Origin of the sequence: Ewingella sp. S1.OA.A_B6 (assembly GCF_049889095.1) — a bacterium.
GTDB lineage: Bacteria > Pseudomonadota > Gammaproteobacteria > Enterobacterales > Enterobacteriaceae > Ewingella.
On the sequence record NZ_JBLJFK010000014.1, the window covers coordinates 1 to 24,890 of the forward strand.

Sequence of the window (24,890 nt, forward strand, 5' to 3'; positions counted from 1 at the left end):
AAAGCCTCGAACTGCCTCTATATCTAAATTACTCCGAATGCAGTCAATATCTGGAATATCTTGCGTTCCTGAACGGGGATAGTACTCAGATAATGCAAAAACCGAGTTTTCACACAGCCTGAGCGAAGAGCGGACAACCCAGTTGAAAGAGAAAATTGGATTTTATAAGGTTTTCTTCATAAATATCCGGCTTGTTCCTTTCGGCTCGCAGCCAATACGCCCAAACTCTTCCCAATCGTGCTTTTTGTAAAAATCAGGAGCTTGAAAGCTTATCGTATACAAAAATGCCGCAGTGCAGCCCCTTCTTCGCCCTTCATCTTCGAAGCGATTAAGGATATCTGTACCAAGCCCCATTCTCCGCAGCTCTGGTGGAAGATAGAAAAGATCTATAAAAAGGAGGCCCAGTGACGAACGTCCTTGCATTCCTCCAAGTACTTCACCCGTTTTAGTTGATTTTATTAATACAGATAATGGCTTACGGTCACTGACTCCCGTCATTAAATCGTTGAAATCATTAAGCCCTTCTTCAATGGGCAATGATTGTTCCGCATCAGCATTTTCACAAATCTCAAAACTTATCTCTTCAACAGTGCCATTCATTTCAAATGTCCTATTTAGCTGTATAAATAACTGTTTAAATATACAGTCACAGATCCGAATTTCCAGCTTTTTATTTTTTCTGTTTTGCTCTGCCACTTGCGCTAATGTGACGTCAATGTCCGCTTTTGACTGTGAGTTCAACGGGTCGACGCAGCGCTATCCTTAAAGAAGAGTGTAGACGCAACACAAATCTGAGGCTCACACTGGGGTGGAGAGTGACGGAATAGGTTGCCGTAATTACTGGCGGCATGCGGCGGAACCTCTGCCCGCAAAACCGATGCCTGTGGGGCCTTCAGGCACTCTGTAGATCTCAGAAATTACCTGCATCGTTGCGTCTTCGATCGTTCCTTCATTACGGCATAAAACCCAGCCGTTATCTGCTATTTCTCGCTCGAACGCCTTGGTACAAGCAACATGATCTTCCAGCTTATGAATCACAGTACTACTTAGCCCACGCGGTCGGGCCGCGGCCCTCGCCCATGAAATCTCAGGCGCAGTAACAACCCCGACATGCAGGTCTGGCGTTCGCACGTTTCGTTCAATGTTAAGCTGTAAAATCTCTGCAAAGGGAACCATCCGGCGAAACGCAGCATCCGATGGGTACCAGCGATCCATCAAGATAATGCTATCCGGTGGCTGTTTAGTCAGCACTTGCCGGGAAATCCAGGCACGGCTATCAGCAAAGCGCTCACAAACCTCCCATTCTAAATCCAGGGTGGGATTTCTGGCGAGCTTGTTAACGAGGGCCATTGTTTCCCCCCTGTAGGGATCGCTTTTTTTCTCGCAAAGTCGGATCACCTTCTTGTTGTCTGCCCTTAGTACTTTCGTAATAGCCTCCAACAGTGTGGTTTTACCGGCTCCCTTGGGCCCATCCAGAGAAACAAATAGCTGACGACTCATTCTTCAAATGACGATTGATATGCGGTTTTTGTAAAGCTTGAATCTGGCAAAAGCATCTTACTTCCTTCAGTGGTTATATCCCACTGTCATTTTTGATTGATATTCACGGGTGATCATCAACTGGGCAATGTCGAAAATATGACATAGTAACTGGCCTATGACATGCTAAAAATGGTTCTATTGCGCCGAGAAAAACCGAGAGAGATAAGAGTTCATAGTGATAGCGGATGCCAACCTTATTCCTGGACATATTAGGAACTGATTGAAAAAAGTTGATTTTCAGCATGCGTTTTAAGGGGCTTAGGGTATTGAATTCACAGGCGACAGAGATGTTCCCTGTCGCCTGAAGGACTTAATTAGCGTTTATTCGGTGCGCGCTGCGGGCGAGCGATCAAATTGCCTTGCTGATCAAAATAACGACTTGGCCAAACCGTTTGAGGGGCAACCCCGATAGCCTGACTAATAAGAGTTTCACCTTTCGGCCAGGGTCTGGAAAGCGCATTCGCCAGTGTAGAAGAACTCAGCCCCGCAGCGCGCGATACCGCCGCCAGCGTGGTGCCTTTTTTGCGTAATGCCGCAATAATATCGGCCTGATGCCAGTCGGATTTTGTTTTCATTTGATACTCCTTCAGATAGTTAATCACTACCACGGGAGCTGCGAAACCCATTGGTGGTAGCCCAGACGAGGTTCGCAGTACCGGTTCTGAAGGCTACCGGCCAGCCCGAGGGCTGCCCCGCCTGAGCCACCATTGAGATATTGCTAGTGGCAAGGAGCCACCGATTCAATAGGTGAATCAAAGCGACGGCACACGCAACGTGCGGTGCCGCCTTCAGATTAAACGAGCTGCGAAACTCGGCTGCGGATTGGGCCGCAGCGATGAAGATTATATCGTAAATCTCAGTGGCTGACCAAGTAAGTCGCTGACGTTGCGAGAGGGGTTCCAGAAGATTTATGGGTGATCATCAATTCACAGAAGTAGGCGTTTTGCCGAATTGGGTTTGTTAGGGCAAAGTGCAGGCTTCATCAAATGGCTAAGATCATCAACCCGTCGCTCTAACCCAGATTGACTGAAAGTAGTTTTATTTTAGTAAGTTACGAACCATCGAGGATACTTTTTAACGACTTAATGGTGCCGACTACCGGAATCGAACTGGTGACCTACTGATTACAAGAACGTTTTCTGGTATTAAAATAACGCTAACCAATTGATATACATAGCCATTTATTCACTCACATTGATAGCAATGGCAAATCGTGGCATATCCATGACAGTATCGTGACCGAGTGCTTACGTCACAGATATGGCACACGCTTAAAAACCTCATCACCCCGCGAAATAAGCTGCCCCAATCCAGCTATATCCATCTGTCATAACTTTCCAGATCTGCATTCCAAAAGCAAAACCTCACCCTTCCCACTTTCCCAAGCAAAGCTTACTGTCTCCCTGCGGCGTACATAGCGCCGTGATTTGAAAACCATTATAGGTGCGCACCCACTTTTACCTCAGCATGATGAGTCCGCGAGTCTCCCAGGCACATAGTGCAATCTCAGGAATTTTGGCTTGCGAAGCGATTCGCGAGGGATAAATCATTGTGGTATATGCTAAAATCACAGCATGATACTTAAATCATATTATAAGAGATTATTCAAACAATGATGAAATCGATATTCTTAATTGCCACATTTTTAATATCAAATGCTTATGCCGTAGAAGGTGCGCCACAGATAGCAAATGATTACTCAATTTGCGACAACTCATCATGCAGCGTTGATATTGTAAATAAATACCACATTCAACCTTCTATCTTTGGAGGTAGAATAGTATATGCAGAGCCTGTGTATGCATCAAAGGAATCAGAAAGTGATGGTCTTCTTTTTGAGCCGGTCGGTTTTTTAAATTCTTACAATACAAAAGATGGCTCTACTTTATCAAAAGGAATTGATTATAAAGTTTTTGGTAAAAAAATATCATTCCCCAATGGTGGCGCAGTTATTTCTGCCCCGATTGGGTTTACAAAGCCAAAGGCGGATGATAAAAGGTTTAACTTCAGATTAAAAGAAGACTACAATCAATATCAAATTCCTATTACTTATAGTAAATTTCAGAACCTACCACTTCATACGTCTGGTTCATTAAATAAATTACGAAATTTTGTTGATAAATCTAAAGAATTAAAAGTTACATTTTTTGGCGATAGTATCACTTATGTTGGTGATTACTTAAAAAACAAAGATGGTAACTTGCAGCCGCCGTACGCTTACCTAGTCACGTCTTATATGGGGATGGTTAAAGGCAGGGGGTTCAAGTGGTTCAACCCATCAGTGAAGGGGTGGAATACAAATAACGCAGTTGCATCAATTAATGACCGACTGTTAAAGCAAGATTCTGACGTATATATTATAGCATTTGGAATGAATGATGCCGTGGACATCAACCCAGAAAAATACGCTTCGAATATGGAAAAAATAATAAACGCCATAAAATTAAAAAACCCGAAAGCTTATATTCTATTAATATCATCTACGTTGCCAAACCCAAAATGGTCTCTTCCTCATCAGGAATACTACAAGGAATATGGCATTAGCTTGTCAAAGCTTTCTGTTAAATATAAAAATGTGGCTTACTTAGATGTGACAAGCACTTGGCAGGATATGTTAAAAAGAAAGAGCTATTGGTCAATAACGTTGAATGGATTGAATCATCCATCTGATTTTGGACACAGAGTAATAGCTGAGGCTGTTCTGACCACTTTGCTAGGGAAGGATTTCATCTAAATAGTGACCCTTTCGGGTCACTCATCCATTTCAAATTATCAAGAATTGCTTGTAGGCGCATACGGATCAGGATCAGGTGTATTTCCTTCCGCTACCCACTCAAGATATATAAGCCAGTCAGTATTGTCTTTACTTGCTGGTATCCACGCATTGTCAGACTTCCGTAAAACCCCACCCGTAGTGAGTTGATATTCCATCATAACCTCTTCTTATAAGTCAGCGCTGAAAATAGTCAAGGCAGATGCTGCACTGACTACGATAGGTACGCCAGGTGAAAGCGGGCCAGACCAATTGCCATTAATGTTAAATGAAATTACGTTGCTTGAGAATGATCCGGAGCCAGGTGCGGCAGTTGTCGTCACGGCTGTATTCACGCCCGGTTGCTGCACGCTTATTGATGCTCCACCAAGCGCAATTGTCGGGATTGCACGTAATGCCACTGGGGAATAGATTGACGTTGAAACATAAGTACTATTCCCACCGAAGATGCCAGCCGCCCCTTGCAGAACCATTGCAAAACAGCGGCGCTGACAGAGTGCCAACTCTTGCGGAAAAAGCTTGAACTCAAACGCTGTCGGGATAGTCCCGCTTTCAAGTTGCGGTGCAAATAATGTGCCTGCATTGAACTCTACATTTACGTTTGCGTTTCCGCTGATCGAAACGGTGAGCGGAGACGACGTATATGCCGGGGCGCTTGCTCCGACATTATATATGCGTGCTTGAGCGGTGCCAGTCCATGAAAGTGTATAAGTACCAGTTGGCACGTCCTGCGTTTCAATTACATGAACAAATGACCCAGTGATTGTGATCGTCTGAGCGCCAAAAGGTGTAGCGGAAAAAGTCATTGCTGAGTTTGCGGTGGATGCCTTCCAAGCATCAAGTCCATGCGTCCCTAATGCCAATGCTGTACCGCTCACATAGTTTCTTTGATTGACTGCAAAGCGTGAGTTAAGTAGGCGATTTTTACCCGGGATCTGGATCGGCGATGCCGCGCCTATATTCCCCCTTGCTGCTGTCTGTGCAACTGCCCCAGCGGTGGCAATTTCAGATAGATTATTGGATGTTTTCAAGTAGCCATCTGATATGTTAAACCAGCCAGCCCCGCCTGTGTTTGGGTTCGTTACGTTAGAGTCGGTGGTGCTTAAGTATCGAGTTACCCCATCAGTTCCTACAACTACAGATCCTTCTGGATACCCCCCGATTGAAGCAGAAAATGCGGCATCATAACTATTTATTGCCCCAGCACTGAACCATCTCGCAAGAGCCGAAAGCTCATACAGTATCTGGTTCATATCCTGACCCTTCGGCGGCAATCCTCCTGCCGCTTTCAAGATCATCGTGACTGGTGGAAAACCTGCATCATAAGATGCCGTGTTATCTCCCGCTGGCGTAGTGGGCAGTAGCGCTTCCCGCTGACCATTTACCCCAAAAGGTACGGACTGTTTTGCTGGTGCGTCTGATCTGTTCATTTAAATATCTCTGAAGAATGTTCCATCGTTGAAAGGATAAGCGTCATCTGAGAAGCCAAAATATGGCGGTACTATTTGATGCGTTGTAACTAGCACCCCGCTCGGTATTGGAAGTACGTCATAATTAGCAAGAATAGACACTTCGTAATTTGCAAGATAAAACTCACAAATTATTCCCATTCGCATATCGCCGTAATCAACACAGAACGCTACGCCGCGCCCTTTAAATAAAATAGTCAGAAATCTGTTTATATCTTTTATCGTGGCTATGCTGATGTTAGTAAATGCCTTGCATATAATTAACGTTCTATAAGCATCATCTGAAAGCCTTACGGTTTCCGTTTCCTGTATTCCGGCGTAGAAAGGTTCTTCATTAAAAGGAGATGGGTAACTATTAACATCTCCGTCATTAGATTCAGAGAATCCGAAACTATTTGAACTGATGTTAGCCTTTATGTATCGAGATACATTTACCTTATCTCCCCACATGTCCAAGCCAAACGTACCGCACGTTGTTAAATCCCATACCTCTTTAATAAATTCGTCAGTAAATTCTTCAAGGCTAATGGCCTGATTAAATGTATCAATTATTGCCAGCAGCCGTTCACTTGCAGAGTATTGGGTGAGTACCGTATCTTGCCAACTCATACAAGCACCACAGAGATGTCAGTTGTTTGGATTGTTGGAACTTGATCAATGCCAGCCGTAATTGATTGAGAATAAGTAATATTATCAGCAGATATTGTAAGCGATAATATGCTGACATAATCAGGAGAAATTGATATCAGCGGGGCATAGTAAGTTCCAGCGCTAATCCTTGCACCGATTCTGGCCTTAGAAATTCCGTCATATCCGCCATTGAATACGTTGGCGATCATGTTCTGCACTTGAAGCGTGATGTCTGATGGAAGGTTATCATTCGCCTCAAGCTGAACATTGAAGTAAACCCTGAGCGGGGCGGCTTCTTGCCATTGCATCGTGTATTGCGGATATGGGGCGCTGTAATTATCCTTATCTTCAACCATGAGGGACTTATTGCCGTTCAGATTAGCGCCGGGATTCTTCGTGCTGAAAATTGCTTCTGCAATATCAGCATCCGAACCACCGTAAACGCCTATGTAAATAGAATTTTTTACAACAGGGAAATTAGTTGACCCGGTATTTACCGTTGCGTCTGTTCTGTTTGACCAGACGTATGCATCCAGAACTCCGGCAGTTGCTAGTAGGGCTGCCAGCGTGGCCGCGTCAGTATTCCTTGCGTTCCGAGCTACCGATTGTTTGCGGCGAGTTTCAAATGCTATGCGAGATTCGACGTCAACACCGACAACACCAGAAGCGTCGTTAGTTATTGCATCCCACCCTGAAATGGTCGCGTAAATCTGATTTAACTGCCCTACGCCGCAAGGAATTGGGCCCGTGGTTAGGTTCTGGAAAAGGACTTCTACCTGCCCGGTTGAGTCAATTGTTGCTGCGTTAACCGACTGGTAGATATATCCCGCATCATCAGTGGCCGTGCTACCTGCCTGTATTGTGGTTCTTACTGCGCCGGTGCAAATGGCTGTGACGACGGTTCCCTGCGCAGATATTCGCGACATGAAATAGATAGTGCCGATACCATCCTGGAATCTCCCAGTCGCATAATCCGGGTTCATCTGATTAAAAAGGCACAGCAGACCGTCGTAATTTGTTGCGATGATTTCAGTGTCAGATTGCGCGATTTGCCCCTGCGGAGATGAGAGCGAAGCACTGCCTCCGCCGCCCATCGCTGAGTCAATATCCGTCTGCCGGCCAGAAAGCACGTCAGCAATATCAGGCACCAAAAGGCCCGTCTCGGTGATTGTTACGCCGGGAACCGCGGTATTCAAAGTTGTCATAGCGTGACCTGTGATTGGTTTCCGTTAGTGTCCGTAACCCGGATTGCGCCGCGAGTTTTGCGCGTGCTCTTATCAAAGAAGACGGTTGCCAGTGCCTGATTCACAATTGGCAATTTCTTGGCTTCAGCCTCCATCTTCTTAGCGATGTATCCCGCCGTTGGCCGAGCGCCTAACACCTCTTCTTTCCACGGAATGCCGAGGGTGTTGTCGTAATAACACTCACCACTAAACACCAGGCAAGCCGATGCAACATCCTGAGCCACCGCATAACCGTCAGTAGCGATGGCGATATTGCCCTGCCCGTCCAGAACCAAATCCCACGTATCTGTGTCGAGCTGAAGCGTCTTGTATGTCATGCTGGGCTGTCCGTGGTGTTAGACGTGACCGTGGAACTGCCGCCTTGTACGCCAGTCACCTGATGCTTGTGAGCGTCATATTTGTCACGTAAGGATTTTAGGGAAGCAGCTTGGGTTCCGGCGTTGTCGGTGATGTTTCCATCTGCCGTAATATTTCCAGTAAAGTGCGCCAGTGGCGTGTCAACTGTTACGCCACCCGGTGCTATTACCGTTGCTGTTTGGCATGTCACGTTAACTGGGTTAGGAGATGTGATGTTTAGCGCACCATCAGCGAACTCAATAAACTGCGATGGCTCACCGTTAAGAAGGCCACCAAGATAGATGGCATCCGAGCACGAGTGCATGCGCTTGCTGCCCGGAACCGATTCTTTCCGGTTTGCACGCGCCACTGAGATGTCGTTATCACAGATTGCGATCATACCGATATCGCCAACCACGGGATTCATGATGATTGCGCTATTGCCGCGCTGGAGTCTCCAGACGGGAATATTGAATATCTGGGAGCCTTGGATCATGCCTCCACCGTCACTCTTCACTTCAGCCACCAATGGCAGCACATCAACAACCAGATTCGGCGCTGCTCCACGAACGGCTTTCACCTCAACCACGTTGATGAAATGTTTCGAGGTGAGGAGTTTTTTGAATGTGGAGGCAAAGGCGTTGGCGTCGTTTGATTGGTTTTCCGGATTAGAATAATTGTCAGCCATTTTTCTCTCCGCTTACCTTTCTGTATCCCTGGCATACCGTGTGCCAACTGCCTCCTTCAGTCCAAGAACTGAGGAAGTGCTCAACGATGGCGAGACTGTATCTGCCGCTTGCATTAGGCAGCGAAGTGACAAGTTCTACATCCCTGCCCTGAGCAAGAAGCGGAGAGTATTGGGTTTGGAATGTAATGCCGCTTTGACTGAAAACTGGGTATCCAATTAGCCCACTTTCTGCCGACACCAAAGGGACAATGTCATCAACTGCTGATCGTTTAGGCCAAACGGTTAACACATTGTCGAATACCTGATAATTCAACTCATGAGAGAGGCAGATGTCGCGTATTTGATCGAGAGGCGAGCCTGAATAGTGAGGGTTTTGTGCGATGGGACTGTTCACCATCGGAGCCTTAAATCCGTAGCCGTACACTTTGCAAATTGCAGCGAGCATGTTGTAAACATCAACAGCGCCCGGAAGAGAAAAGGCAGCAGATGATGATGTTTTCAAATTAAGACCGGCTACAGCATTCATCACAAGCGCCGTCTCAGGCTGCCCGTTCATGTTGGCGTAGCTTGCATAAATTCCACCGGAATATATCTTTGTGCTGCCTACATAAACATCAATATTCGTATCGCCTGCATCCACAGTGTAAACGCCGATACCTTTGCCAGATAACGTTGCAAGCCGGTCAGCGCTGAGGCCAAAAATTGTTATTTCCGCCTGCGTTCCACCGTAATCTCCATACGCTCCCACGCGAAAAGACGATTTGACATTACCGAGAGATAATTTGGTGTTCCCTTCTTTATCGAAGGTTCCTTTTGATAAGGTGAACTCATAACGTAATTCTTTTTTACTGTACAAGTTCAGCCTCCGATATGTAGTAGAGCGGGAAGCGGCTAGATAGCCCATCATATTGCGGATCACTCAAACCCTCGTTGTCGAGGAAGAATAAGTCACCACTGAATCCAAGATATTTATAGCGGACGATTTTGTTAGCATAAAGGCAAGGAACACCTTGCATTATAGGAACGTTGTTAACCGTCAAATCCATGTACATAAAACTTTCACGCTGAATTAAACGGATTAAACATTCCTGACCGTCAAGTGAAACTGAAACTGATTGCGACTTTTTATTTTCAAGAGAAACGACATTCATGTGATCGCTCCCTTAATTAAATTAACCAGGCTGGTTGCTGAATTTGCCGCTGAGGTGGTTGCACTGATTAGTGGTTCTTGGACGGTTTTAACTGCTGACGTAAACCCGGAGGATATCGCACCGGTAACTTCATTGGTTGTTTCTCCCACGGCAGTCTTCAGGTTAGTCCATGACTTCTTCAGGCCATCTAATGTTGATGTGGACGCCGCTCCCTGAGTTGCATTACTTCCAACGCCAGTCAATCCACCCTGTATTGTGTCGTTTGTCGGGCTTGCCTTTGATTGGTTGCTGGATAACTGAACATCCATCTGCTCCCTGACTTCTTCAAAAATCAGGCTCACTACCAGCATGGAGACACCGCGTTTGCTGTTCACGGAGTAGCTGTAATCAACAAGGTCGTAGCTCTCATACACGTCTTTCGGTGTGTCGATATCGTACTGCGACGCCGAAGCAATCATGCTTTTGATGGTTGAAAGCGTGTCTGACTGGCTGGTGAATGTCAGGTCAAATATGTTTGGCAGCGACCCTGTCAATCCGGTAAGGCCAGTGATCACCACATCGCAAACTACGCGCCCCGGCCTGACCACTTTGTTGATGGATTGATACTTCCCCTTCTCAACCGGCGCAGTAACAATGTTAGCGCCTGCGCTCGGCTGAATGGATGCCATGCCGCTAAACTCAAGTGCCGTCGTTGCCGAGCCGTGATTACGTATCGAATAAGACGGATGCAGAACGCTATCGATAATCGACAATGGCGATCCGCCACCAATAGCGTTAAATATGTCGCTGGTGTTAATATCGATGATGTTCATGGATTACCGCCAATAAAAAACCCGCCGAAGCGGGTTTATTGTTTGTTGGTTTTTCTACTCTTTTTCGGGAAATTCAACTTGTATTGGCTCAAGCATCTGCAATGCCTTGATAAATATAAAAGGTATCAAGGACAGGCCTATGGAAAATATCAGGCCATTTAGTTGAGGCAATGACCCTGCGCCTTCATAGAGCATACCGAAATAGACCAGGCCGACAAACCCAAGTAGGGAAAGCATGTATGAAACGCGAATATAAAATGTCATTATGAATTTCCAGAAATGAAAGCTCCAGTCATTGTACTACGACGGCGTTGCTCATCAATAGATTTCGCTATTTCATCTACGGTTTGAGGGTTTGTTGTAATATTCACACTATTGATATGAGTTGCAGAAGACTGGCTGTTATCCACTGTTTGATTTGTCGCGCTACCCGCCCCTTGCAGTCCAGCCATCTGAGTTAACTGCTGATAATAGTCAGCGACTTTATCAGGATACTGAACTGTTTCCTGTGCTAAGGGCTTTCCTTTTCCAGCCAAATAATTATCTACCCTCCCCATCCCGCCGTTGTAAGCCATTAGAGCAAGCTCTACATTCCCATTATACCGGTTGAGAAGTTGGTTCATATACTTAGTGGCTGCTGTGCGTGACTTTACTGGATCTTTTCTTTCATCCACCGAATCATCAACTTTTAAACCCATATCTCTGGCCGTATCTGGCATAAATTGATATGCACCAACCGCCCCAGCCGGAGAAACAGCATTGGGATTGCCGCGGCTCTCGGTCATCATCACGGCATTCATTAGCTCATCCATGCCAAACTGTGCACTTTTCTTCCTGCGGGCTGATTGCGCATGCTGCGTTGGCTGGGCTGCTTGAGTTGGCTCTTGCGTGTGTTTCTTTTGCTGCTCATAGTTATACCAGCCCCCTGCGCTCCATCGGTCTTTGATTGATTGCCAAACAGATTTAGTTCCATCTTTCTTAGTGATTGTCTCGCTAAGTTCATCCGCCTTTCTGGCTACATATACACCACCGGCCAGATATGGGTTTTTTATGGCAAGCAGGATGTTTAATGCATTTGCACTGCCACCTACCGCATCAGAGAACCTCTTCGCCCACTCAGCCCCATCCTTGAACATCCCGACAATGTCGCCCTTGTGATCGGTGATCCATTTATCAAAATTATCCATCGTTTGTATTGCGTCATCACCAAATGCTAATACGAGGCTGTTACCGACACCCTCAATTGCCTGATCTAACTCAACCATTTTCACTTTTACTTTTACTGCCTGCTCTGCCATTTTGTCGGAATATGGCGATTCATTCTGAAAACTGCTTTGATTTTTATCCAGCGACCCATCAAGAATAGAAGGTAACATCGAAGGGTCATTACCAAGACGCTGAGACCATACTTCAGCCTGAGCTTTAGGAAGCTTTCTTAATGCTTCTTCTGCTCGCTTAAACATTTCCCCTGGGTCTTTTGCTCCGATGATGTCGACGCCTGTCTGTGAGCCCAACTGAAGCGTTGCCTGTGTGAATTCATCCGGTGCGCCCATCGGGGCAGCATTCCAGTTTTTAGCGTTCTTCAGTCGCATCATTGCACTAGTCACGGCGTCAGCAGAACTACCAACTGACTCAGCGCCTTTCTTCCAGCCATCAACGGCTTTCGGATCCATATCGAGGAAGCTTGAAACATTCTTCAAATCGACTGCGTTATTGACAGCCGAAGTGAACAGCCGCCGAGTGCCTTCGATAGACAAAGCCAAACCCAGAAACTTTGCCGCTCCCGATTGAACAGTTGAAAAGGCATCTTTACCCTGATCGCCGAACTCTTTTGCGCCTTTGGCTGCACCGAAGAACCCGCCACTGATAAGCCCGAACGGACGCTTGGTATCCTCAGAGGTACGCTTAAGCTGATTACCGGCCTTCTTCACCTCATCGGTCACATCACTGACGCTTTCCGCCGAGTCTTGCATAGAGTCTCGGATATCTTTATTGAGACCCTTGGCGCCGTCTTCTACCTTCTTTTTACCAGAGAGAAAACCTTCGGCCCTTACCGTAACTTTGTATGCCAGCTCTTCAATAATCACCGGTTTTTCTCCTGATGCTGCCGCCAGGCAATATTGTTATGAGACTCCACCGCGATCACTTCCAGCAGGTTAAACATATCCCTGACTGACAGGTCGTCTTGCAACTGGGCATAGGACGCCTTACCGGAGCATATAATCGCGTATATGTTCTTCGGAATATTGGTCGTTGCTGTGAGTTTTCGCGGTGGAGTGACTGACTCAAGGTGCGGGAATGTTACGCGGCGGCGAGTGCTAAAAAACCGAAGTTCAGATCGAAGACTTTATCTTTCAGTGAGCGAATAGTTGCCACTTCTTCGAAATCAATCGGCTTGACACTGCGCTTGTTTTCTTTGCCCTCATGACTGATGACAATTGCCACGGTGGAAAGCAACTTATCGGTAATAGGGCGCGATACGTGAGCCGGAGCGGCCGAAAGAACCGACATGCCTACTGTCGCCAGACCAGCAACCCCCATCGCTACCACATCGGCCGGAAGTGAGTTAAATTCACCCTGCCCCATAGCGCGATAGATTTCCTCAGCCAACTCTTCAGCATCCCACGCAGACATTTCCGTGATAAGGAACTCTTTACCCTTATCACGTCCTTCATCTTCAACGATAAACGTGACTTGTTTTCTCGACATTATGCGGCGCTCGGAGTGCATGATTCAAAGTGGAAGACAGCCGGGCGAGGTTGCAGAACTCGCTTGCCCGGAGGTGTCGGCGTCCATGTGTAAAGAATTCCGTTCACGAAGTTATATTTGATGTTCAGTGAAGGGATGGTCAGCACGGCGTTACACGCAAACTTACTGATTGCCGTGCGCTCTGCTGAATACCAGTCACCAATCAAACCGGCTGCGTTAGACGTTGCCATTAAGGTGATCGTCAGTTCAGTCGGGTTGAAGATAAAGCCGGCATGGTATTTTCCATCAGCAGACATCATGTCTTCTGCGTTCTGGATTGCGCCAGTGTCGAACATGTCTTCTGCTGCGTAGTCGTCCACATCGAAGCCGCCCGGATAGAATGCAGGGACAACGACGTGGAGTTTGCTATTAGCGCTGGTGATATCGATAGCCATTTTTAATCCTTAGAGAATGTCTGTTGAAGTCATGTCGATACTTTGGATCAACTGACCATCGACGTAATAGAATATCGCCCCATCCAGATGACGCTCAGTGCGTGATGCGCCGGTCTGCGTTGGAACATAGAAATACCAACCCTGCGTATACAGCGTGTTCGAGATATCACGCCCTACCGCATCATTCACGATATTTATTTGAGCCTGGTCAAGGACAACGCCCGCACGAATCGCACCGAAGTTCAGACCTTTAGCTGCCACATCAATCACTGCCGCTGAAATAGCGGTGTATCCTTCCGCATTAAAGGCATATGAGGCGTTTTGCTGGAACAGAGTGATGAATGCTGCGACTAAATTTGCATTCAGCACTACTTCACCAACGAAGCTATCCAACCACAGGAACTTTCCGGTTATCGCGCCATCAGCGACGTATTGAGCCAGCGTCTTGTTCTGTCCATATGAGCCGTAGAAGCTATACCCGTTGGATTGCAGAGCGCTGGCCGTGGCGTTATCAGAAACGTTCGGCGCAATACCCGCAAAGGAACGGAATTTGTAAGACACGCGGCCGCCAGTTCGGGCAAGATCAAGAGACGCGGAGTAAGCCAGTGCTGTGACTGCATAGAGATATGAACCGTAATTGGCGAACACATTCTCGTATCCGTTGGCTACCACCACGCTCTGCTGGAAGCATGCCGGGTTATTGGCAACCGTGGCCGCGCCTGATGGGTCGTAATACGAATAACCGAACCGGTTGGAAGATGCACTGACGTAGGCGCAAAGCTCTTCTTTGTCGTCATCTTCCAGATCAACCAGGCTCGCGCACATCACCCAATCCTGATTCTGATTGACGATAGCCGCCATCATGTCAGTCATGGAAACAGCGATAGAGCCGTCTGATGTAGTAGCGGCCGTGGCGTTAGTCAGCTTCAGTGCGGTAGCGGCGGCACCATCTACAGCCTGAGACACCTCACTTACAGCGCCTGTGGTGGCAGAGCGGATAATGAATCGGCTCTGCGTTGCCAGCCAGTTCACCGTTACACCACTTCCGATCGCAGCAGCAATAGCCGTGGCCGCGTCAGTGAAGCTTGTCACGGCAGACAGGTTGATCGACGTGCTGGTAACAGATGCGCCGTCTACCGTCAGCGTGATTGTGCCGGTAATGCCTTGCAAGGCTGCAATCTTGACGCCTTTGAAGCTGCCAGAGAGTAGCCAGCCAGCAACGGAAGCTTGAACCATACGGCCAAACAGCACGGATGCCGGGCGTACGGTCGAGTTATCGTAACCAGCCAGATAAAGTTGTGCGGCCAGATACTCACGGCTCGTGGTGCCAAATGCTGCGCCGACATCAGATGCAAGCGTGAATTCGGCAACTTTACCAACGGGCAGTAATTCGTTGTCAGACAGCAGGAGTCCGTAAACGTCCAGCGCTGTACCCGCTGCGTTTACGACTGAAGGCGTGATCCGGAAATCACGACTAAGAGGTATTTTGCTCATTGAGTCGCCTTATCAGCTTGTTCGAGAGTGAAATTAACTTTGGTGAAGTAGTCCTGAGGGACATCGATAGTGATGTGAACCTGAAGTGAAACGGTGACTGTGTATCTTTCCTGCCACTGATTTTCTGCGTTGATCATCGGTGCCTGAATTGCTTCAGTGCTGTACAGCGGGGCAACGCGAATATCTAACGCCTTGATGGCGTCATAGGCGTATCCAGTGCGGAATAAAGTCTCCAGAGCGATAGCCCGGTCACCGGCACTGTCACCATAGATATCAACCTGGATATCTGCCTGTCTTACCTCAGTGAAACCGATGGCACTTGTTGACTGGCTGCCGGTGTCTTTGTTGATTTCACGACTGGTTGATAGCCGTTTAAACCGTAATGGCGTCAGGATGCAGAACGCGCCTTTATCCATCGGCACCCGGTCAGCCTGAGCCTGTTCGCATTTACCGATAAACGGCTCTGCAAAGTTGGCGAGAACATCAATCACGTTATCAACGGTCATGTCATTCATGGTGTCACCTGTAATTGAACAAGCAACCTAGACCATTGCGGCCACAACTCCAGCGGCACAATCACGAGCCACGTTTCTGAGCCAATGATGAACAAGTCGCCACCAATAGCTTTTTCACGATTCACACCGTAATAGTTTCCATCAACGTGAATTGACTTAAGAAGTCCCTGCAAATTCATCCCATCCACATGCTTCAGGTCATCAGACGAAAGCGGCTGAAGCTGAATGCTGACCGGCTGGTCAGGTAGGTATTTGGGGATTTGCTTGCGACCGGGGCCAATCTCGAAGCCGTCAGAAACTTGGACTATCGCGTGAATGAATGGGTTGATGCTGCCAATTGCGCCGCGCACCGCTCTATGAAGATTCAATTTCGCCCACCTCGTAATTAACGTCGCCGATCATGACTTTTGTATCGACAAGCGGCTTAGTGGACTGATTGCCGCGCTCTTTTCTTAGCTTGATAGTGAGCGGTGCCAGAGCGGGTTCCATCAGTGTTGCAATAGACTCCTGCACATCCCCTTTAATTTGAGCACCAACAACCTCAAGAACCTGGCTGGTGTTGATACCAGCGCGGATGCCTCGACCAACCGTGTCAGCCCATTCGCCGGATTTAGCGCTGATAGCATTGCGGAAGAACGGACGAGGCGGCCTGTGGGCAGCAGGGTCACCCCATTCGTTATCAGCCGCCACCTGCGCCACGCTCTCGCCATCAGGATAAGTAGCTCCATCGACAAACCCGACCTTCACCTGCTTGGATTCGAGCGTTTTACCAACTTGCTCAAGAAAGTCTAAAATCTTCCCGGCCATGATGTACACCCCGGATAATACTGAGCCATGCGATACACTTTCGTTGCCATCCAGAATTCCATTCCGTATTGGCTCTGCGTGTACCACATGTAACGGAACTCCACCTGCCCGGCGTCAATTGAGGCAGACACACTGCCTTCTGACGCCGACGAGATATGCCCCACCAATCCTGAACCACCATTACCGTTCGCATCCCCATATCGCACGTACGCCAAATGAGCCATTAGCAGATAGAGCAAACGCTCACGCTTAATGACATCATCAACGAGTGAATATTCGGAGTTGTTCAGGTAGTCGGTGGCTTGGTCAAACAGGAAAGGCAGGAGAGCATCTGTAACATTGGAGAACTCAGGGAACATGGCGCGAAAAGTTGTGATGTTAAGCACAACTATTGCCATATTTTATTCCTCTTTGTCTTCCTTCACATCAGCAGTTTCTTTCGATGCCTGCTCAAGACCGGTTTTTACTTTTGAACGCTCCAGAGTGGCGTCAGCGAGAGACTTCTCATCAGACACGGCAAAGATGATGCCGTTGGTGATGAATTTCGAGCCTTTATGATTGCTCTCGAAAGTTTCCCATGCGTCGGCCGGAACGTCTTTTGTCATGCCGAAACCGTTGATCAGCGCAGATGAGTTAGCACCGGCCAGAGTGATGACCTTTCCTTCGTGACGGAATGACAGGCCGTTTGGCAGTTTACAGCCAATTACGTATGTTGATGATTTAGCCATGATCAAACTCCCAGCATTTGCGCATACATTGTCGGCTGCGTGATAACCGCGCCATAAGTGGTACCGGAGTGTTTCTGTTTCCAGCTTGATGTCATGGTGATGACCGGGTGAGCACGTAGTTTTTCACTGAATGCACAGTAACCAACGCGCTGACCCTGAGCGGTTTCAACAAACATCTGAACCAACTCACCGGCATCCGTATCGTACTGTGGAGCGACTTCGATACGCAGGTTAGGGAAGGTATCTTTGACCATCTTCTCAACCGTGTTACCAAACACTTCGTTTGCACGCTTGAACCAGACGGACGCCTGCGGACTCATCGCCAGAACCAGAGGGGAAGCCATATCAACACCATCGCCGATAGCACCATTAGTGCGATTGATGAGGTCTTGGTAAAGCGCGAGGATGTCATTGTAAATATCTACAACCTGCTTAGTCGCCCAAGTAGTGAAGCCGCCAACGGTGGCCGGGGTGATTGGTGCAGGAAGTGCCGGATCATTCAGCAGACCATAGTTCAGCAACCCGGCCACACCGTAGAAGTAGAACTTATTCTGCGCCTGATTCAGTGTCCACGCCGCCGCACGTTGCTTCTCTGCGACGTATGGCAGCATTGCCAGCCCATAACGCTCTTGTTCCAGTTCGCCGTAAGTGACCATCGTCTGATAGCGATATACCTGACGGTTTTCCCAGGCGCTGGTAACTTGGTTAGCGCCATGCTCGCTGTAGTCGTCATACGCCACGATGTCGCCTGACTGTTCAACGCGCTGGATCATCAGAGTATCTTGCGCCCATGAACCTTTCTTCTGCTCGCCGAGAATGTCAGTAGCTTTCTGTTTGGCGAAGATGGTTCGGACGATTTCGGGGTCGATGAACGTTGAGACGATTGCCGGGATGCCACCGTTAGCAGGCAGGCCGGGCTGGACGTCAGCATCCATTGCAAACTTTGTCACGGAGGCTGGCAGGAAGATGCCACGCTTTTCCGACTCCGACTTAAAAGCCGCGAAGTCAGCTTGAGTCAATTTAGGCATTATGCTTTGCTCCAAGTAGAGATGATCAGTAAATCACCGACAGCGGCAGGGCTAGCCACATACCAGTCGGTTTCGATAGAGCCAGCAACCGTTGCACCAGCCGCGCCGGTGGAGATCAGGCCAGTGGTCAGGTTGGCGAAAACTTTCTGCCCAACGGTCGCCACTGTGGTCGAAATAGTCCAGAAATCACCGCCTACGATTGGGGATGCTTCGCGGCCAGCGGGGATAGTCATGCTGTTGCTTTGCAAGTAACCGATGGTTGCGTTGGCGTTGTTGTAGATGAAGCCAACGGGCTTGCCGGTACCGGTGTTGTCCAGTAGCAGCGGATTAGCCGCATTGCGCCACGCGAAACGGGACATAATCAGGCCATTCGCACCAGCCTGGAATGCGCCGGGGCCGCCAGCAGCTGCAATGATTGGCGAGTTAGACGCCGGAGCTCCGGACTGACCGACACCTGAATAAACGTTAACGCTCTGTTGGAACATATTATTTACCCTCGAAGAAGTTGCTCACGTTAGTGCGGGAGTCGTGACTGATAGGTGCGGAGTCGTTAGCCATGGAAGGGGCTTTCGCCAATGCGTTAAACACCGAGCGAAGTGCGCCCTCTGGCAGTGATGCGTGATCTTCGCAGCCCATTTGTTTCAGTGCGGTGCGGTATACCTCACTGGCACTATCACAAGCCAACTCACCAACAACTGGGCGAACATCACGCTCAGCCTGACGAAGTGCAGATGCTCGCGCTTCAACAGCTTTGATCGCAGAGTCCATAGCTAACTTGTGATCGTTCGCCATTTTCTCTTTGTCGGCTTTATCGTCCTTGCCTTCTTCATCCTTAGCCAACTTGTCTTTCTCAGCCTTGTCCTTTTCGCCTTCTTCGTCCTTCGCCAGTTTGGCCTTTTCTTCGTCGGTCATTTCGTCCTTCGCTGTTTTCGGGTCTTTCTCATCGTCTTTGATGAGTTTTTCCACGTCTTCTTCCGCTTTCTTTACAGCTTCAGGGTCAGCATCGTTAGCCATCAAGGGCTTGAAGATGCTCATGAGTTGTTTGATTTTTGACATCAGTTTGAGTCCTGTTGGTAGTGAGTCGTAAACAAAAACATCCGGGCCAGCCCGGCCACTTGGCACGATTGCCACATGGTTACAAACGATGTCACGCATAACGCCATCGTATGCTTCGCCCTCATACACGCCCGGCGTCATGTCTAACCGATAGCGATACGAAGATGAGATTTCACGCTGTTGCTCGTTTTCAACGCCGATGATGGAATTCACATCCCAGATGACCAGCGAGTTTTTTAGATAACCACCCTCGAACACGGCATTGCTGCCTGTTGCGCCGATGATGGATTCCTTTGGCGGGTCGATGACTGAGACGGCGATGTGTGTATTGAGAAGAGGCTGATTGTTGAACGTGCTGACGGCTTTCTTTAGCTCTTCCGGGTCACGCAGGAGGCTATAGGCTTTGTCTGGTTCAAGCCCTAAAGCCTCCCATTCAGGGATTTCCTTCCCGTAGTAGAGGCACACATTGGCCTTGCTGATTGGCGTCAGCTCAACATGAAGCTTCCCGTCAGCGTCATAGCGGCGAACGCTCGCCTTATCGAAGGCAAACTTCACATCTTTCATGTGCGTTCCTGTTTTTCAGGCAATAAAAAAGGCCACCGAAGTGACCTGTTTAAAATGGTAAAACTGGCTTCCATGTGCACCCGCATCCGGGCTCTTTCCCCGGTAGGACATACTGCCCCTTATCGCCGATTGGCAGCCCCTTATCGAGGTCGAACTCCAGACCGTTGGCGTGAACATGCTTTGGCCTTGGCTCGTTACCACCGCCGCTGTGCAGCCAGATACCACGCTTAATTCCTGCGGCTTGCTGCCTTGCGTTGGACAGGTCACTGGTCGCATTGCGCACCTGGTCACGAGCGATGAACTCAGCACGCCTGCGCGTGATGCCATGACGCTTGCCAAAGTTAGCTTCAATCTCATCAGCGAGACCTTTACGGTCACCACCTTTTGCGACTGCTCGATACACCATGCTTTCAACGTCAGTGAAATACTTCTCTGGGATGGAGCGAATCAGCGAGACATTCTCGGAAATGATAGCCTCGCGCTTTTCGAGCATGGCTTCAGTCCACTGCATGTTGATGTTCATGGAGTCTTTGCGGGCAGCCGATAACAGTGACCGGTCAACAGCTTCACCGGTTTTGTTCGTGATTGTCTCGGCGGTAGGCATAGCCATGTTGATGAAGCGATCAACCCAGCGTTTAGATAGTGCCGCGATAGCCTGACGAATAAAGACGATGGGATTGGCATCATTCGCCATCAAAGCGGAATCACTCGCCAGAGGGTTATCACGGATTATTTTGACTATCTCGCTGCGCACGTCATTGTTCATTGCGCGAATGACTGATAGCAATTCTCGCTGATACCAGATGATATTTCCGGCGTTATAGTTTACCGGCCGCAGCGTTCGGTTCGTCGATCTCTTCTTCCGGTTCATAGTCGCCCTTCAGGTTTTCAAAGCCAGCACCTTCAATGCTTTTCAGTGCATCACGGGCTTCTTCAGAGCTAACCAGCATCCCATCAGAAGCGGCCACAATCGTCTCAACACGGGTTTTATTCGTGTTGGCGCGATCATCATCACTGACCTCATCCAGTGGACGGAATTCGAAGTACAGGTCTGGTTTCAAATCGCCAAACTCTGAGAGTTGAATAATCTTGAAGATGTTTTCCAGCGCCCGGCGAATATCTCGCTCCTGCATGCCTGATATGGTTTCGTGCCACGTCTCAAGCTCTCCCTCTCCGCTGGCATTGAGTCCAGCCGGTGCGTTACCGAGAAGTTTGAGGTTGGTGATACGAGCAGGGATACACATCTGGTCTTGGTAGTTTGAAAGCAGGTTTGACAGTTCACTGAGAGATGTTTGCTGGTGAAGTAAATCTTCTTCTTTGTCGATCACCCAAATACCGAAGTTGTCCTGCAACTGCGTGAACAGCTTAATGCGTTTATCAAACTGACCAGGCTCTGCCAGTCGTGCGTCCATGTCGGTTTGCAGGGCGCGCATTCTCAACGTCTTGAGGATTCTGATAACGTTCTTCTTGGCTTCTCGCCAGTCGCAAACGTAATCTTCCATCAACTGAGTCAGTGACAGGCCGCCGAAGTTATAGGACGGCTTCAGGATGTCTGGCACTGGGCGGCTGATGATGTCGATAAAGCGCGACTCATGCACCGTCTGCCCCATCACAAACCACGCTTGTGGCTTGTAGAAGTCAGGAGCCAACGGCCAGCGGGTGTTATACATGGCTGGGTAAATCCACGTCGGGTCTACAACGCGCAGCCCTTTCAGTGACCCCTTTGAGATTTTGCGAGGATCAAGAAACAGTGGTTTTCCCAGTTCAATATCGTCTTGGTTTGCACCAACGTCGATGTAGATGTGAGCAACGCCAAACATTGAGTCCTGTTTGACTGCTTCGTGAATGAGGCGCTTCACATCGTACTTCTCAAGCGCGTATTCCATCAGGTCGATATCAGTGTCGCCCTCTTTGGTGCTCTTCACCTCAATCCAGTTGCGCGTCATCTCGTCAGCCATGACGGTATGCATGTTCGCGTACTCAACCTGCTGTGACATGGTTGCGAGGATTGGATAGCCACGGAAACCGGAATACTCGCCGCCAATAGACATGCTGTTCAGTACATCGTAAGGAGTGGCATCCATAGCCAGTGTTGCATCCCTTTTAGCTTCGGGTATCACGCCGGGCAATGGCTCATAGGGCTGAAACGTAGCGAATGGGGTGGCATCATTAGCCACTGAAGCGGCATCGATATGAGCCTGGGTGATCTTAACTGGTTCCCGTCGAGGCAACGGTGCAGCCTTGCGTCTTGTCATTGCAGTATCTCGTCAGGGATGTTGAACAGCACGCCGGACTTGCCTTTCATCTCAGTGATGGCGTCCATCATTGGGTCAAGCTGGTCATCGTGCGTGTTGAATTCGGGGTTAATGGCTTCCATTTCAACGAGGAAGTCATTAAGGAAAATAGCGTCAGAAGGGAGTTTTATATACCCAGATTCTATGTAGCCTTGGGTATCCATGAGTCGGGTATATTTATCTTTGTCGCGCTGTATGGCTTTCACGGGGCAGATGGCATCTTTGCGGATGCTTTGAATAAGGCCGGTGCCGGATGATTTGTCTTCAATAGCCATGTATCGGAGTGGCCCATTGCCGAGTTGCTTGGATTTCTTCCAGAACGCAACAGCTCGCTTCTTCAGCTCATCCGACTCCCACTTACCGCGGATCATGTCGATGAGGTACATGTAACCATCAACGCCCAATCCCCAGTGCTCGAAAACAGAGAAGTCATTCACTTCTTTTATTTTCTGAGCAGTATCGCCGTAGACAGCTCGCCACTTCATGACGGGTAACTCTTTATACTCACCGAACCAGTGCGATTTAATCAGACCGCCGCCCTTGGCTGTTGGTCGCTGCTGGTACAGAGCATTCCATACAAGAGAGCCTAACTGCTTAGCTTTATCCACAAAGGCGCGAGGCATGCGCTCAGGGAATAAAATTTCCCCTGGCTTGCGGAGTGCATACCGCTTCCCATTTAATTCATGAAACTCTTCAGTCTCTGCCTCCATCGGAAAGCTAACAACTCGCCACTTTTCCCCACCTTCATCTGCAAGCTTCAGCAACTGCCCGGCGAGGTCGTTCTGATGCCAACGAGTGAGGATAATTATGATTCCATTTATCTTCGGGTCGGCACGTGTAAAGAACGTGGTGTTGTACCAGTCAATCACCGACTCTTGATAGGTTGGTGATGATGCTGTTTTGTAGTCTTTGGCCGGGTCATCAATGATGCCAATGTTCATGCCTTGCCCGGTAATACCGCCATTTACGCCAGCAGCACGATAAGCACCACCGTGTAGATTTCCTTTGCAATCCATGACCTCCCAGAGTTCAGCGGTTCTTATCGCACCACCGGCAACGGTACGGATATTTGTTCCGCTCAATACCGTCTCGGGAAATATTTCATGGTACTTGGGAGAGTCAACGATGCGCTGCGTGTCACGAGACATGCGGTTGGCAAGGTCAGATGAATATGAGCAGGCAATCACATTCCAATCGGGGTGTTTCCCTAAGACGTATGCAGGGAAGCGGCGTGATGCTTTTTCACTCTTACCAGAACGAGGCGGCGCGAATATCATCAAGCGCGGCATCTTTCCGGCTTCGACATCCACCAAGAATTGGTCAAGTTCGGCGGATAGAAGCTCATTGAACCAGCCGGTTTCGTAAAGAGGGTTTGTGTATAGCGTGAAGCCCATCAGGCTACTTCTGGCTTCTACTAATGCCCGCTGCTTATACGCCTCAAGAGTCTGTCTGTTTCTCGCTGAGTTGTGATCTGTGACGGCCATGACCCAACTCCTTTAAGCGTTCTTGCAATTCTTCTTCGGATAAATCGGCGTAACGAATCGGTCCACCATCTTTGCCGGTGTGCTCCACAATTTGCTTGTCGAGACCTACCAACTTGGCTTTGCCCATCGTGGCGGCCACGGCGGCAGATGATTGTGGCGTTTCAGCGCCGAGTGCAGCTTTGCGAGCCTCTTCAAGCTCTTTAATCAGAGAGTCCACAGTGACGTTGTGCCGCTGCTTAATCTCGCCCTGCAATTCAGCAACCCTTACCGCTACCTTACCGTTGGATAGCAATTCGGATGCTTTAACGTGTATTGCTTCGGCTTTCATCTTGTCAGCAGCATACGCCGTCCGATATGCCTCAGAAGCATTACCCGTTTCGATGTATGCCTGACAGAATGTTTCTTGTTTCTGTGTCAGGCTTGCCATTTTTATTTCTCGTCTGAATACTGCGTGATGAATGTTGCTCTAATCAATTCAGCCCTAAATGTCGCGCCTTTGATTGAGCCGGTAAGAATTTGAGTAATATCTACCCCGGAAGCACACAACCCCCTTAATGCTTCAATTTCTTCATCAAGCTTCCCGAGCAGCCAGTCGCTCGCTTTCTCCTGAATCATTGCAGGGACTACGCGGGCAAACTCAGTTTTATCGTTCATCATGGCTCCTAAGTGTTTTTGATGATGAGGTGGTTTAGCCTTTCCAGCGCCTTCTTGGGTGTGTCACCTATTGCGTTCCACTCCCCGGCTTTTGCGTGCCATGCACCTGATGTTTTCTTTAAATGAGCCTTTGGTATCTTCATTTTCAGCACATCCTACTTTTCACTCTCGGAGGATTTCTAACCCAGCGAGATATTATTCTTTAAACAATCACGCCAGCAGCACGTAATGATGTGATCAGTTCATTCAATTGAGTACCTGCGCTCGTACCATCAATAGCCACCGTGCAGTTAGCCACCGTTGCAGCCTGCTTTACTCCGCCGATGGTGGTTGTGTTGGCTGGCGGCAGCACGTATGCACTACCGCTAATGTCTGCGAGAGTGGCAGCCGTCACGGTTTTTCCTGATTGACCAATTACTCGTTCTGTCATGGGGTGATCCTCATAGGTGGATAAGTCATTATCAGGAGCATTTGGAAA

At 48.6% G+C, this 24,890-nt stretch carries 32 protein-coding genes; 1 reads left to right on the top strand and 31 read right to left on the bottom strand.

Annotated elements, in window-relative coordinates; translation table 11 throughout:
- Positions 1-162 precede the first annotated feature (162 nt).
- The 4 genes from ACMV8I_RS18550 to ACMV8I_RS18565 form a co-directional block, all read right to left on the bottom strand.
- Positions 163-600, bottom strand: a complete 438-nt coding sequence (locus ACMV8I_RS18550) for a GNAT family N-acetyltransferase (protein WP_498866675.1) — start codon at positions 598-600, stop codon at positions 163-165.
- Between the two features lie 237 nt (positions 601-837).
- Entirely contained in the window at positions 838-1,500 is a 663-nt protein-coding gene (locus ACMV8I_RS18555; protein ID WP_498866676.1) for a dTMP kinase, read from the bottom strand.
- 356 nt (positions 1,501-1,856) lie between these two features.
- Positions 1,857-2,117, bottom strand: a complete 261-nt coding sequence (locus ACMV8I_RS18560) for a helix-turn-helix domain-containing protein (protein WP_498866677.1) — start codon at positions 2,115-2,117, stop codon at positions 1,857-1,859.
- A gap of 19 nt (positions 2,118-2,136) precedes the next feature.
- Complete coding sequence (locus ACMV8I_RS18565; RefSeq protein ID WP_498866801.1) at positions 2,137-2,454, bottom strand: ash family protein; 318 nt, start codon at positions 2,452-2,454, stop codon at positions 2,137-2,139.
- 700 nt (positions 2,455-3,154) lie between these two features.
- Here ACMV8I_RS18565 and ACMV8I_RS18570 point away from each other — a divergent pair.
- Entirely contained in the window at positions 3,155-4,276 is a 1,122-nt protein-coding gene (locus tag ACMV8I_RS18570) for an SGNH/GDSL hydrolase family protein (RefSeq protein ID WP_498866678.1), read from the top strand.
- 209 nt (positions 4,277-4,485) lie between these two features.
- On the opposite strand, the gene ACMV8I_RS18575 is transcribed toward ACMV8I_RS18570, so the two are convergent.
- From ACMV8I_RS18575 to ACMV8I_RS18705, 27 genes are all read right to left on the bottom strand, one after another.
- Positions 4,486-5,745, bottom strand: coding sequence for a hypothetical protein (locus ACMV8I_RS18575; protein ID WP_498866679.1), 1,260 nt, complete (start codon positions 5,743-5,745; stop codon positions 4,486-4,488).
- On the bottom strand, positions 5,746-6,393 hold the full coding sequence (locus ACMV8I_RS18580; RefSeq protein WP_498866680.1) for a baseplate wedge 1 family protein: 648 nt from the start codon (positions 6,391-6,393) through the stop codon (positions 5,746-5,748).
- A complete protein-coding gene (locus ACMV8I_RS18585) occupies positions 6,390-7,619 on the bottom strand; it encodes a baseplate J/gp47 family protein (RefSeq protein ID WP_498866681.1) in 1,230 nt (409 codons plus the stop codon). Before ACMV8I_RS18585 ends, ACMV8I_RS18580 begins: the two co-directional genes overlap by 4 nt.
- A complete protein-coding gene (locus tag ACMV8I_RS18590; protein WP_498866682.1) occupies positions 7,616-7,975 on the bottom strand; it encodes a contractile injection system sheath initiator in 360 nt (119 codons plus the stop codon). Before ACMV8I_RS18590 ends, ACMV8I_RS18585 begins: the two co-directional genes overlap by 4 nt.
- Complete coding sequence (locus ACMV8I_RS18595) at positions 7,972-8,682, bottom strand: phage baseplate protein (protein ID WP_498866683.1); 711 nt, start codon at positions 8,680-8,682, stop codon at positions 7,972-7,974. The genes ACMV8I_RS18590 and ACMV8I_RS18595 overlap by 4 nt, the downstream gene beginning before the upstream one ends.
- The gene (locus ACMV8I_RS18600) at positions 8,675-9,538 is read right to left on the bottom strand and encodes a hypothetical protein (protein WP_498866684.1); all 864 of its coding nucleotides are present in this window, start codon (positions 9,536-9,538) and stop codon (positions 8,675-8,677) included. Before ACMV8I_RS18600 ends, ACMV8I_RS18595 begins: the two co-directional genes overlap by 8 nt.
- On the bottom strand, positions 9,528-9,833 hold the full coding sequence (locus ACMV8I_RS18605; protein WP_498866685.1) for a phage baseplate plug family protein: 306 nt from the start codon (positions 9,831-9,833) through the stop codon (positions 9,528-9,530). Before ACMV8I_RS18605 ends, ACMV8I_RS18600 begins: the two co-directional genes overlap by 11 nt.
- Positions 9,830-10,645, bottom strand: coding sequence for a hypothetical protein (locus ACMV8I_RS18610; protein WP_498866686.1), 816 nt, complete (start codon positions 10,643-10,645; stop codon positions 9,830-9,832). The genes ACMV8I_RS18605 and ACMV8I_RS18610 overlap by 4 nt, the downstream gene beginning before the upstream one ends.
- A 54-nt stretch (positions 10,646-10,699) precedes the next feature.
- Positions 10,700-10,909 (bottom strand): hypothetical protein, encoded by a 210-nt coding sequence (locus tag ACMV8I_RS18615; protein WP_498866687.1) that lies wholly within the window; start codon positions 10,907-10,909, stop codon positions 10,700-10,702.
- Entirely contained in the window at positions 10,909-12,732 is a 1,824-nt protein-coding gene (locus ACMV8I_RS18620) for a lytic transglycosylase domain-containing protein (protein ID WP_498866688.1), read from the bottom strand. The genes ACMV8I_RS18615 and ACMV8I_RS18620 overlap by 1 nt, the downstream gene beginning before the upstream one ends.
- 214 nt (positions 12,733-12,946) lie before the next feature.
- On the bottom strand, positions 12,947-13,354 hold the full coding sequence (locus ACMV8I_RS18625) for a hypothetical protein (protein WP_498866689.1): 408 nt from the start codon (positions 13,352-13,354) through the stop codon (positions 12,947-12,949).
- Positions 13,354-13,788 carry a phage tail fiber protein gene (locus ACMV8I_RS18630; RefSeq protein ID WP_498866690.1) on the bottom strand — a complete coding sequence of 145 codons (435 nt, stop codon included), beginning with the start codon at positions 13,786-13,788 and terminating at the stop codon, positions 13,354-13,356. The genes ACMV8I_RS18625 and ACMV8I_RS18630 overlap by 1 nt, the downstream gene beginning before the upstream one ends.
- 9 nt (positions 13,789-13,797) lie before the next feature.
- Positions 13,798-15,282 carry a DUF3383 family protein gene (locus ACMV8I_RS18635; RefSeq protein ID WP_498866691.1) on the bottom strand — a complete coding sequence of 495 codons (1,485 nt, stop codon included), beginning with the start codon at positions 15,280-15,282 and terminating at the stop codon, positions 13,798-13,800.
- The gene (locus ACMV8I_RS18640) at positions 15,279-15,797 is read right to left on the bottom strand and encodes a phage neck terminator protein (protein WP_498866692.1); all 519 of its coding nucleotides are present in this window, start codon (positions 15,795-15,797) and stop codon (positions 15,279-15,281) included. The genes ACMV8I_RS18635 and ACMV8I_RS18640 overlap by 4 nt, the downstream gene beginning before the upstream one ends.
- Complete coding sequence (locus ACMV8I_RS18645; protein ID WP_498866693.1) at positions 15,794-16,165, bottom strand: hypothetical protein; 372 nt, start codon at positions 16,163-16,165, stop codon at positions 15,794-15,796. Before ACMV8I_RS18645 ends, ACMV8I_RS18640 begins: the two co-directional genes overlap by 4 nt.
- The gene (locus ACMV8I_RS18650) at positions 16,152-16,604 is read right to left on the bottom strand and encodes a hypothetical protein (protein ID WP_498866694.1); all 453 of its coding nucleotides are present in this window, start codon (positions 16,602-16,604) and stop codon (positions 16,152-16,154) included. The genes ACMV8I_RS18645 and ACMV8I_RS18650 overlap by 14 nt, the downstream gene beginning before the upstream one ends.
- Positions 16,586-17,002, bottom strand: coding sequence for a DUF4054 domain-containing protein (locus ACMV8I_RS18655; protein ID WP_498866695.1), 417 nt, complete (start codon positions 17,000-17,002; stop codon positions 16,586-16,588). Before ACMV8I_RS18655 ends, ACMV8I_RS18650 begins: the two co-directional genes overlap by 19 nt.
- Before the next feature lie 3 nt (positions 17,003-17,005).
- Entirely contained in the window at positions 17,006-17,332 is a 327-nt protein-coding gene (locus ACMV8I_RS18660; RefSeq protein WP_498866696.1) for a hypothetical protein, read from the bottom strand.
- 2 nt (positions 17,333-17,334) lie between these two features.
- Positions 17,335-18,360 (bottom strand): major capsid family protein, encoded by a 1,026-nt coding sequence (locus ACMV8I_RS18665; protein WP_498866697.1) that lies wholly within the window; start codon positions 18,358-18,360, stop codon positions 17,335-17,337.
- Positions 18,360-18,845, bottom strand: coding sequence for a structural cement protein Gp24 (locus ACMV8I_RS18670; RefSeq protein ID WP_498866698.1), 486 nt, complete (start codon positions 18,843-18,845; stop codon positions 18,360-18,362). Before ACMV8I_RS18670 ends, ACMV8I_RS18665 begins: the two co-directional genes overlap by 1 nt.
- A 1-nt stretch (position 18,846) precedes the next feature.
- Positions 18,847-19,980, bottom strand: a complete 1,134-nt coding sequence (locus ACMV8I_RS18675) for a DUF2213 domain-containing protein (protein WP_498866699.1) — start codon at positions 19,978-19,980, stop codon at positions 18,847-18,849.
- A 49-nt stretch (positions 19,981-20,029) separates the two neighbouring features.
- On the bottom strand, positions 20,030-20,851 hold the full coding sequence (locus ACMV8I_RS18680) for a phage head morphogenesis protein (RefSeq protein ID WP_498866700.1): 822 nt from the start codon (positions 20,849-20,851) through the stop codon (positions 20,030-20,032).
- Positions 20,799-22,235, bottom strand: a complete 1,437-nt coding sequence (locus ACMV8I_RS18685) for an anti-CBASS protein Acb1 family protein (RefSeq protein ID WP_498866701.1) — start codon at positions 22,233-22,235, stop codon at positions 20,799-20,801. The genes ACMV8I_RS18680 and ACMV8I_RS18685 overlap by 53 nt, the downstream gene beginning before the upstream one ends.
- Entirely contained in the window at positions 22,232-23,758 is a 1,527-nt protein-coding gene (gene terL, locus ACMV8I_RS18690; RefSeq protein ID WP_498866702.1) for a phage terminase large subunit, read from the bottom strand. Before terL ends, ACMV8I_RS18685 begins: the two co-directional genes overlap by 4 nt.
- Positions 23,712-24,185: a terminase small subunit gene (locus tag ACMV8I_RS18695; RefSeq protein ID WP_498866703.1), complete on the bottom strand. Its 474-nt coding sequence runs from the start codon at positions 24,183-24,185 to the stop codon at positions 23,712-23,714. The genes terL and ACMV8I_RS18695 overlap by 47 nt, the downstream gene beginning before the upstream one ends.
- Positions 24,186-24,187: 2 nt before the next feature.
- The gene (locus tag ACMV8I_RS18700) at positions 24,188-24,412 is read right to left on the bottom strand and encodes a hypothetical protein (protein WP_498866704.1); all 225 of its coding nucleotides are present in this window, start codon (positions 24,410-24,412) and stop codon (positions 24,188-24,190) included.
- Positions 24,413-24,614: 202 nt separating this feature from the next.
- Entirely contained in the window at positions 24,615-24,842 is a 228-nt protein-coding gene (locus tag ACMV8I_RS18705) for a head fiber protein (RefSeq protein WP_498866705.1), read from the bottom strand.
- Positions 24,843-24,890: the final 48 nt, after the last annotated feature.

What these genes read in the sequence shown, in the direction of transcription:
- ACMV8I_RS18550 (WP_498866675.1), bottom strand. Translation starts at nt 600, where the DNA reads ATGAATGGCACTGTTGAAGAGATAAGTTTTGAGATTTGTGAAAATGCT.
- ACMV8I_RS18555 (WP_498866676.1), bottom strand. Translation starts at nt 1,500, where the DNA reads ATGAGTCGTCAGCTATTTGTTTCTCTGGATGGGCCCAAGGGAGCCGGT.
- ACMV8I_RS18560 (WP_498866677.1), bottom strand. Translation starts at nt 2,117, where the DNA reads ATGAAAACAAAATCCGACTGGCATCAGGCCGATATTATTGCGGCATTA.
- ACMV8I_RS18570 (WP_498866678.1), top strand. Translation starts at nt 3,155, where the DNA reads ATGATGAAATCGATATTCTTAATTGCCACATTTTTAATATCAAATGCT.
- ACMV8I_RS18575 (WP_498866679.1), bottom strand. Translation starts at nt 5,745, where the DNA reads ATGAACAGATCAGACGCACCAGCAAAACAGTCCGTACCTTTTGGGGTA.
- ACMV8I_RS18580 (WP_498866680.1), bottom strand. Translation starts at nt 6,393, where the DNA reads ATGAGTTGGCAAGATACGGTACTCACCCAATACTCTGCAAGTGAACGG.
- ACMV8I_RS18585 (WP_498866681.1), bottom strand. Translation starts at nt 7,619, where the DNA reads ATGACAACTTTGAATACCGCGGTTCCCGGCGTAACAATCACCGAGACG.
- ACMV8I_RS18590 (WP_498866682.1), bottom strand. Translation starts at nt 7,975, where the DNA reads ATGACATACAAGACGCTTCAGCTCGACACAGATACGTGGGATTTGGTT.
- ACMV8I_RS18595 (WP_498866683.1), bottom strand. Translation starts at nt 8,682, where the DNA reads ATGGCTGACAATTATTCTAATCCGGAAAACCAATCAAACGACGCCAAC.
- ACMV8I_RS18605 (WP_498866685.1), bottom strand. Translation starts at nt 9,833, where the DNA reads ATGAATGTCGTTTCTCTTGAAAATAAAAAGTCGCAATCAGTTTCAGTT.
- ACMV8I_RS18610 (WP_498866686.1), bottom strand. Translation starts at nt 10,645, where the DNA reads ATGAACATCATCGATATTAACACCAGCGACATATTTAACGCTATTGGT.
- ACMV8I_RS18615 (WP_498866687.1), bottom strand. Translation starts at nt 10,909, where the DNA reads ATGACATTTTATATTCGCGTTTCATACATGCTTTCCCTACTTGGGTTT.
- ACMV8I_RS18625 (WP_498866689.1), bottom strand. Translation starts at nt 13,354, where the DNA reads ATGTCGAGAAAACAAGTCACGTTTATCGTTGAAGATGAAGGACGTGAT.
- ACMV8I_RS18630 (WP_498866690.1), bottom strand. Translation starts at nt 13,788, where the DNA reads ATGGCTATCGATATCACCAGCGCTAATAGCAAACTCCACGTCGTTGTC.
- ACMV8I_RS18635 (WP_498866691.1), bottom strand. Translation starts at nt 15,282, where the DNA reads ATGAGCAAAATACCTCTTAGTCGTGATTTCCGGATCACGCCTTCAGTC.
- ACMV8I_RS18640 (WP_498866692.1), bottom strand. Translation starts at nt 15,797, where the DNA reads ATGAATGACATGACCGTTGATAACGTGATTGATGTTCTCGCCAACTTT.
- ACMV8I_RS18650 (WP_498866694.1), bottom strand. Translation starts at nt 16,604, where the DNA reads ATGGCCGGGAAGATTTTAGACTTTCTTGAGCAAGTTGGTAAAACGCTC.
- ACMV8I_RS18655 (WP_498866695.1), bottom strand. Translation starts at nt 17,002, where the DNA reads ATGGCAATAGTTGTGCTTAACATCACAACTTTTCGCGCCATGTTCCCT.
- ACMV8I_RS18660 (WP_498866696.1), bottom strand. Translation starts at nt 17,332, where the DNA reads ATGGCTAAATCATCAACATACGTAATTGGCTGTAAACTGCCAAACGGC.
- ACMV8I_RS18665 (WP_498866697.1), bottom strand. Translation starts at nt 18,360, where the DNA reads ATGCCTAAATTGACTCAAGCTGACTTCGCGGCTTTTAAGTCGGAGTCG.
- ACMV8I_RS18670 (WP_498866698.1), bottom strand. Translation starts at nt 18,845, where the DNA reads ATGTTCCAACAGAGCGTTAACGTTTATTCAGGTGTCGGTCAGTCCGGA.
- ACMV8I_RS18675 (WP_498866699.1), bottom strand. Translation starts at nt 19,980, where the DNA reads ATGAAAGATGTGAAGTTTGCCTTCGATAAGGCGAGCGTTCGCCGCTAT.
- ACMV8I_RS18680 (WP_498866700.1), bottom strand. Translation starts at nt 20,851, where the DNA reads ATGAACCGGAAGAAGAGATCGACGAACCGAACGCTGCGGCCGGTAAAC.
- ACMV8I_RS18685 (WP_498866701.1), bottom strand. Translation starts at nt 22,235, where the DNA reads ATGACAAGACGCAAGGCTGCACCGTTGCCTCGACGGGAACCAGTTAAG.
- terL (WP_498866702.1), bottom strand. Translation starts at nt 23,758, where the DNA reads ATGGCCGTCACAGATCACAACTCAGCGAGAAACAGACAGACTCTTGAG.
- ACMV8I_RS18695 (WP_498866703.1), bottom strand. Translation starts at nt 24,185, where the DNA reads ATGGCAAGCCTGACACAGAAACAAGAAACATTCTGTCAGGCATACATC.
- ACMV8I_RS18700 (WP_498866704.1), bottom strand. Translation starts at nt 24,412, where the DNA reads ATGAACGATAAAACTGAGTTTGCCCGCGTAGTCCCTGCAATGATTCAG.
- ACMV8I_RS18705 (WP_498866705.1), bottom strand. Translation starts at nt 24,842, where the DNA reads ATGACAGAACGAGTAATTGGTCAATCAGGAAAAACCGTGACGGCTGCC.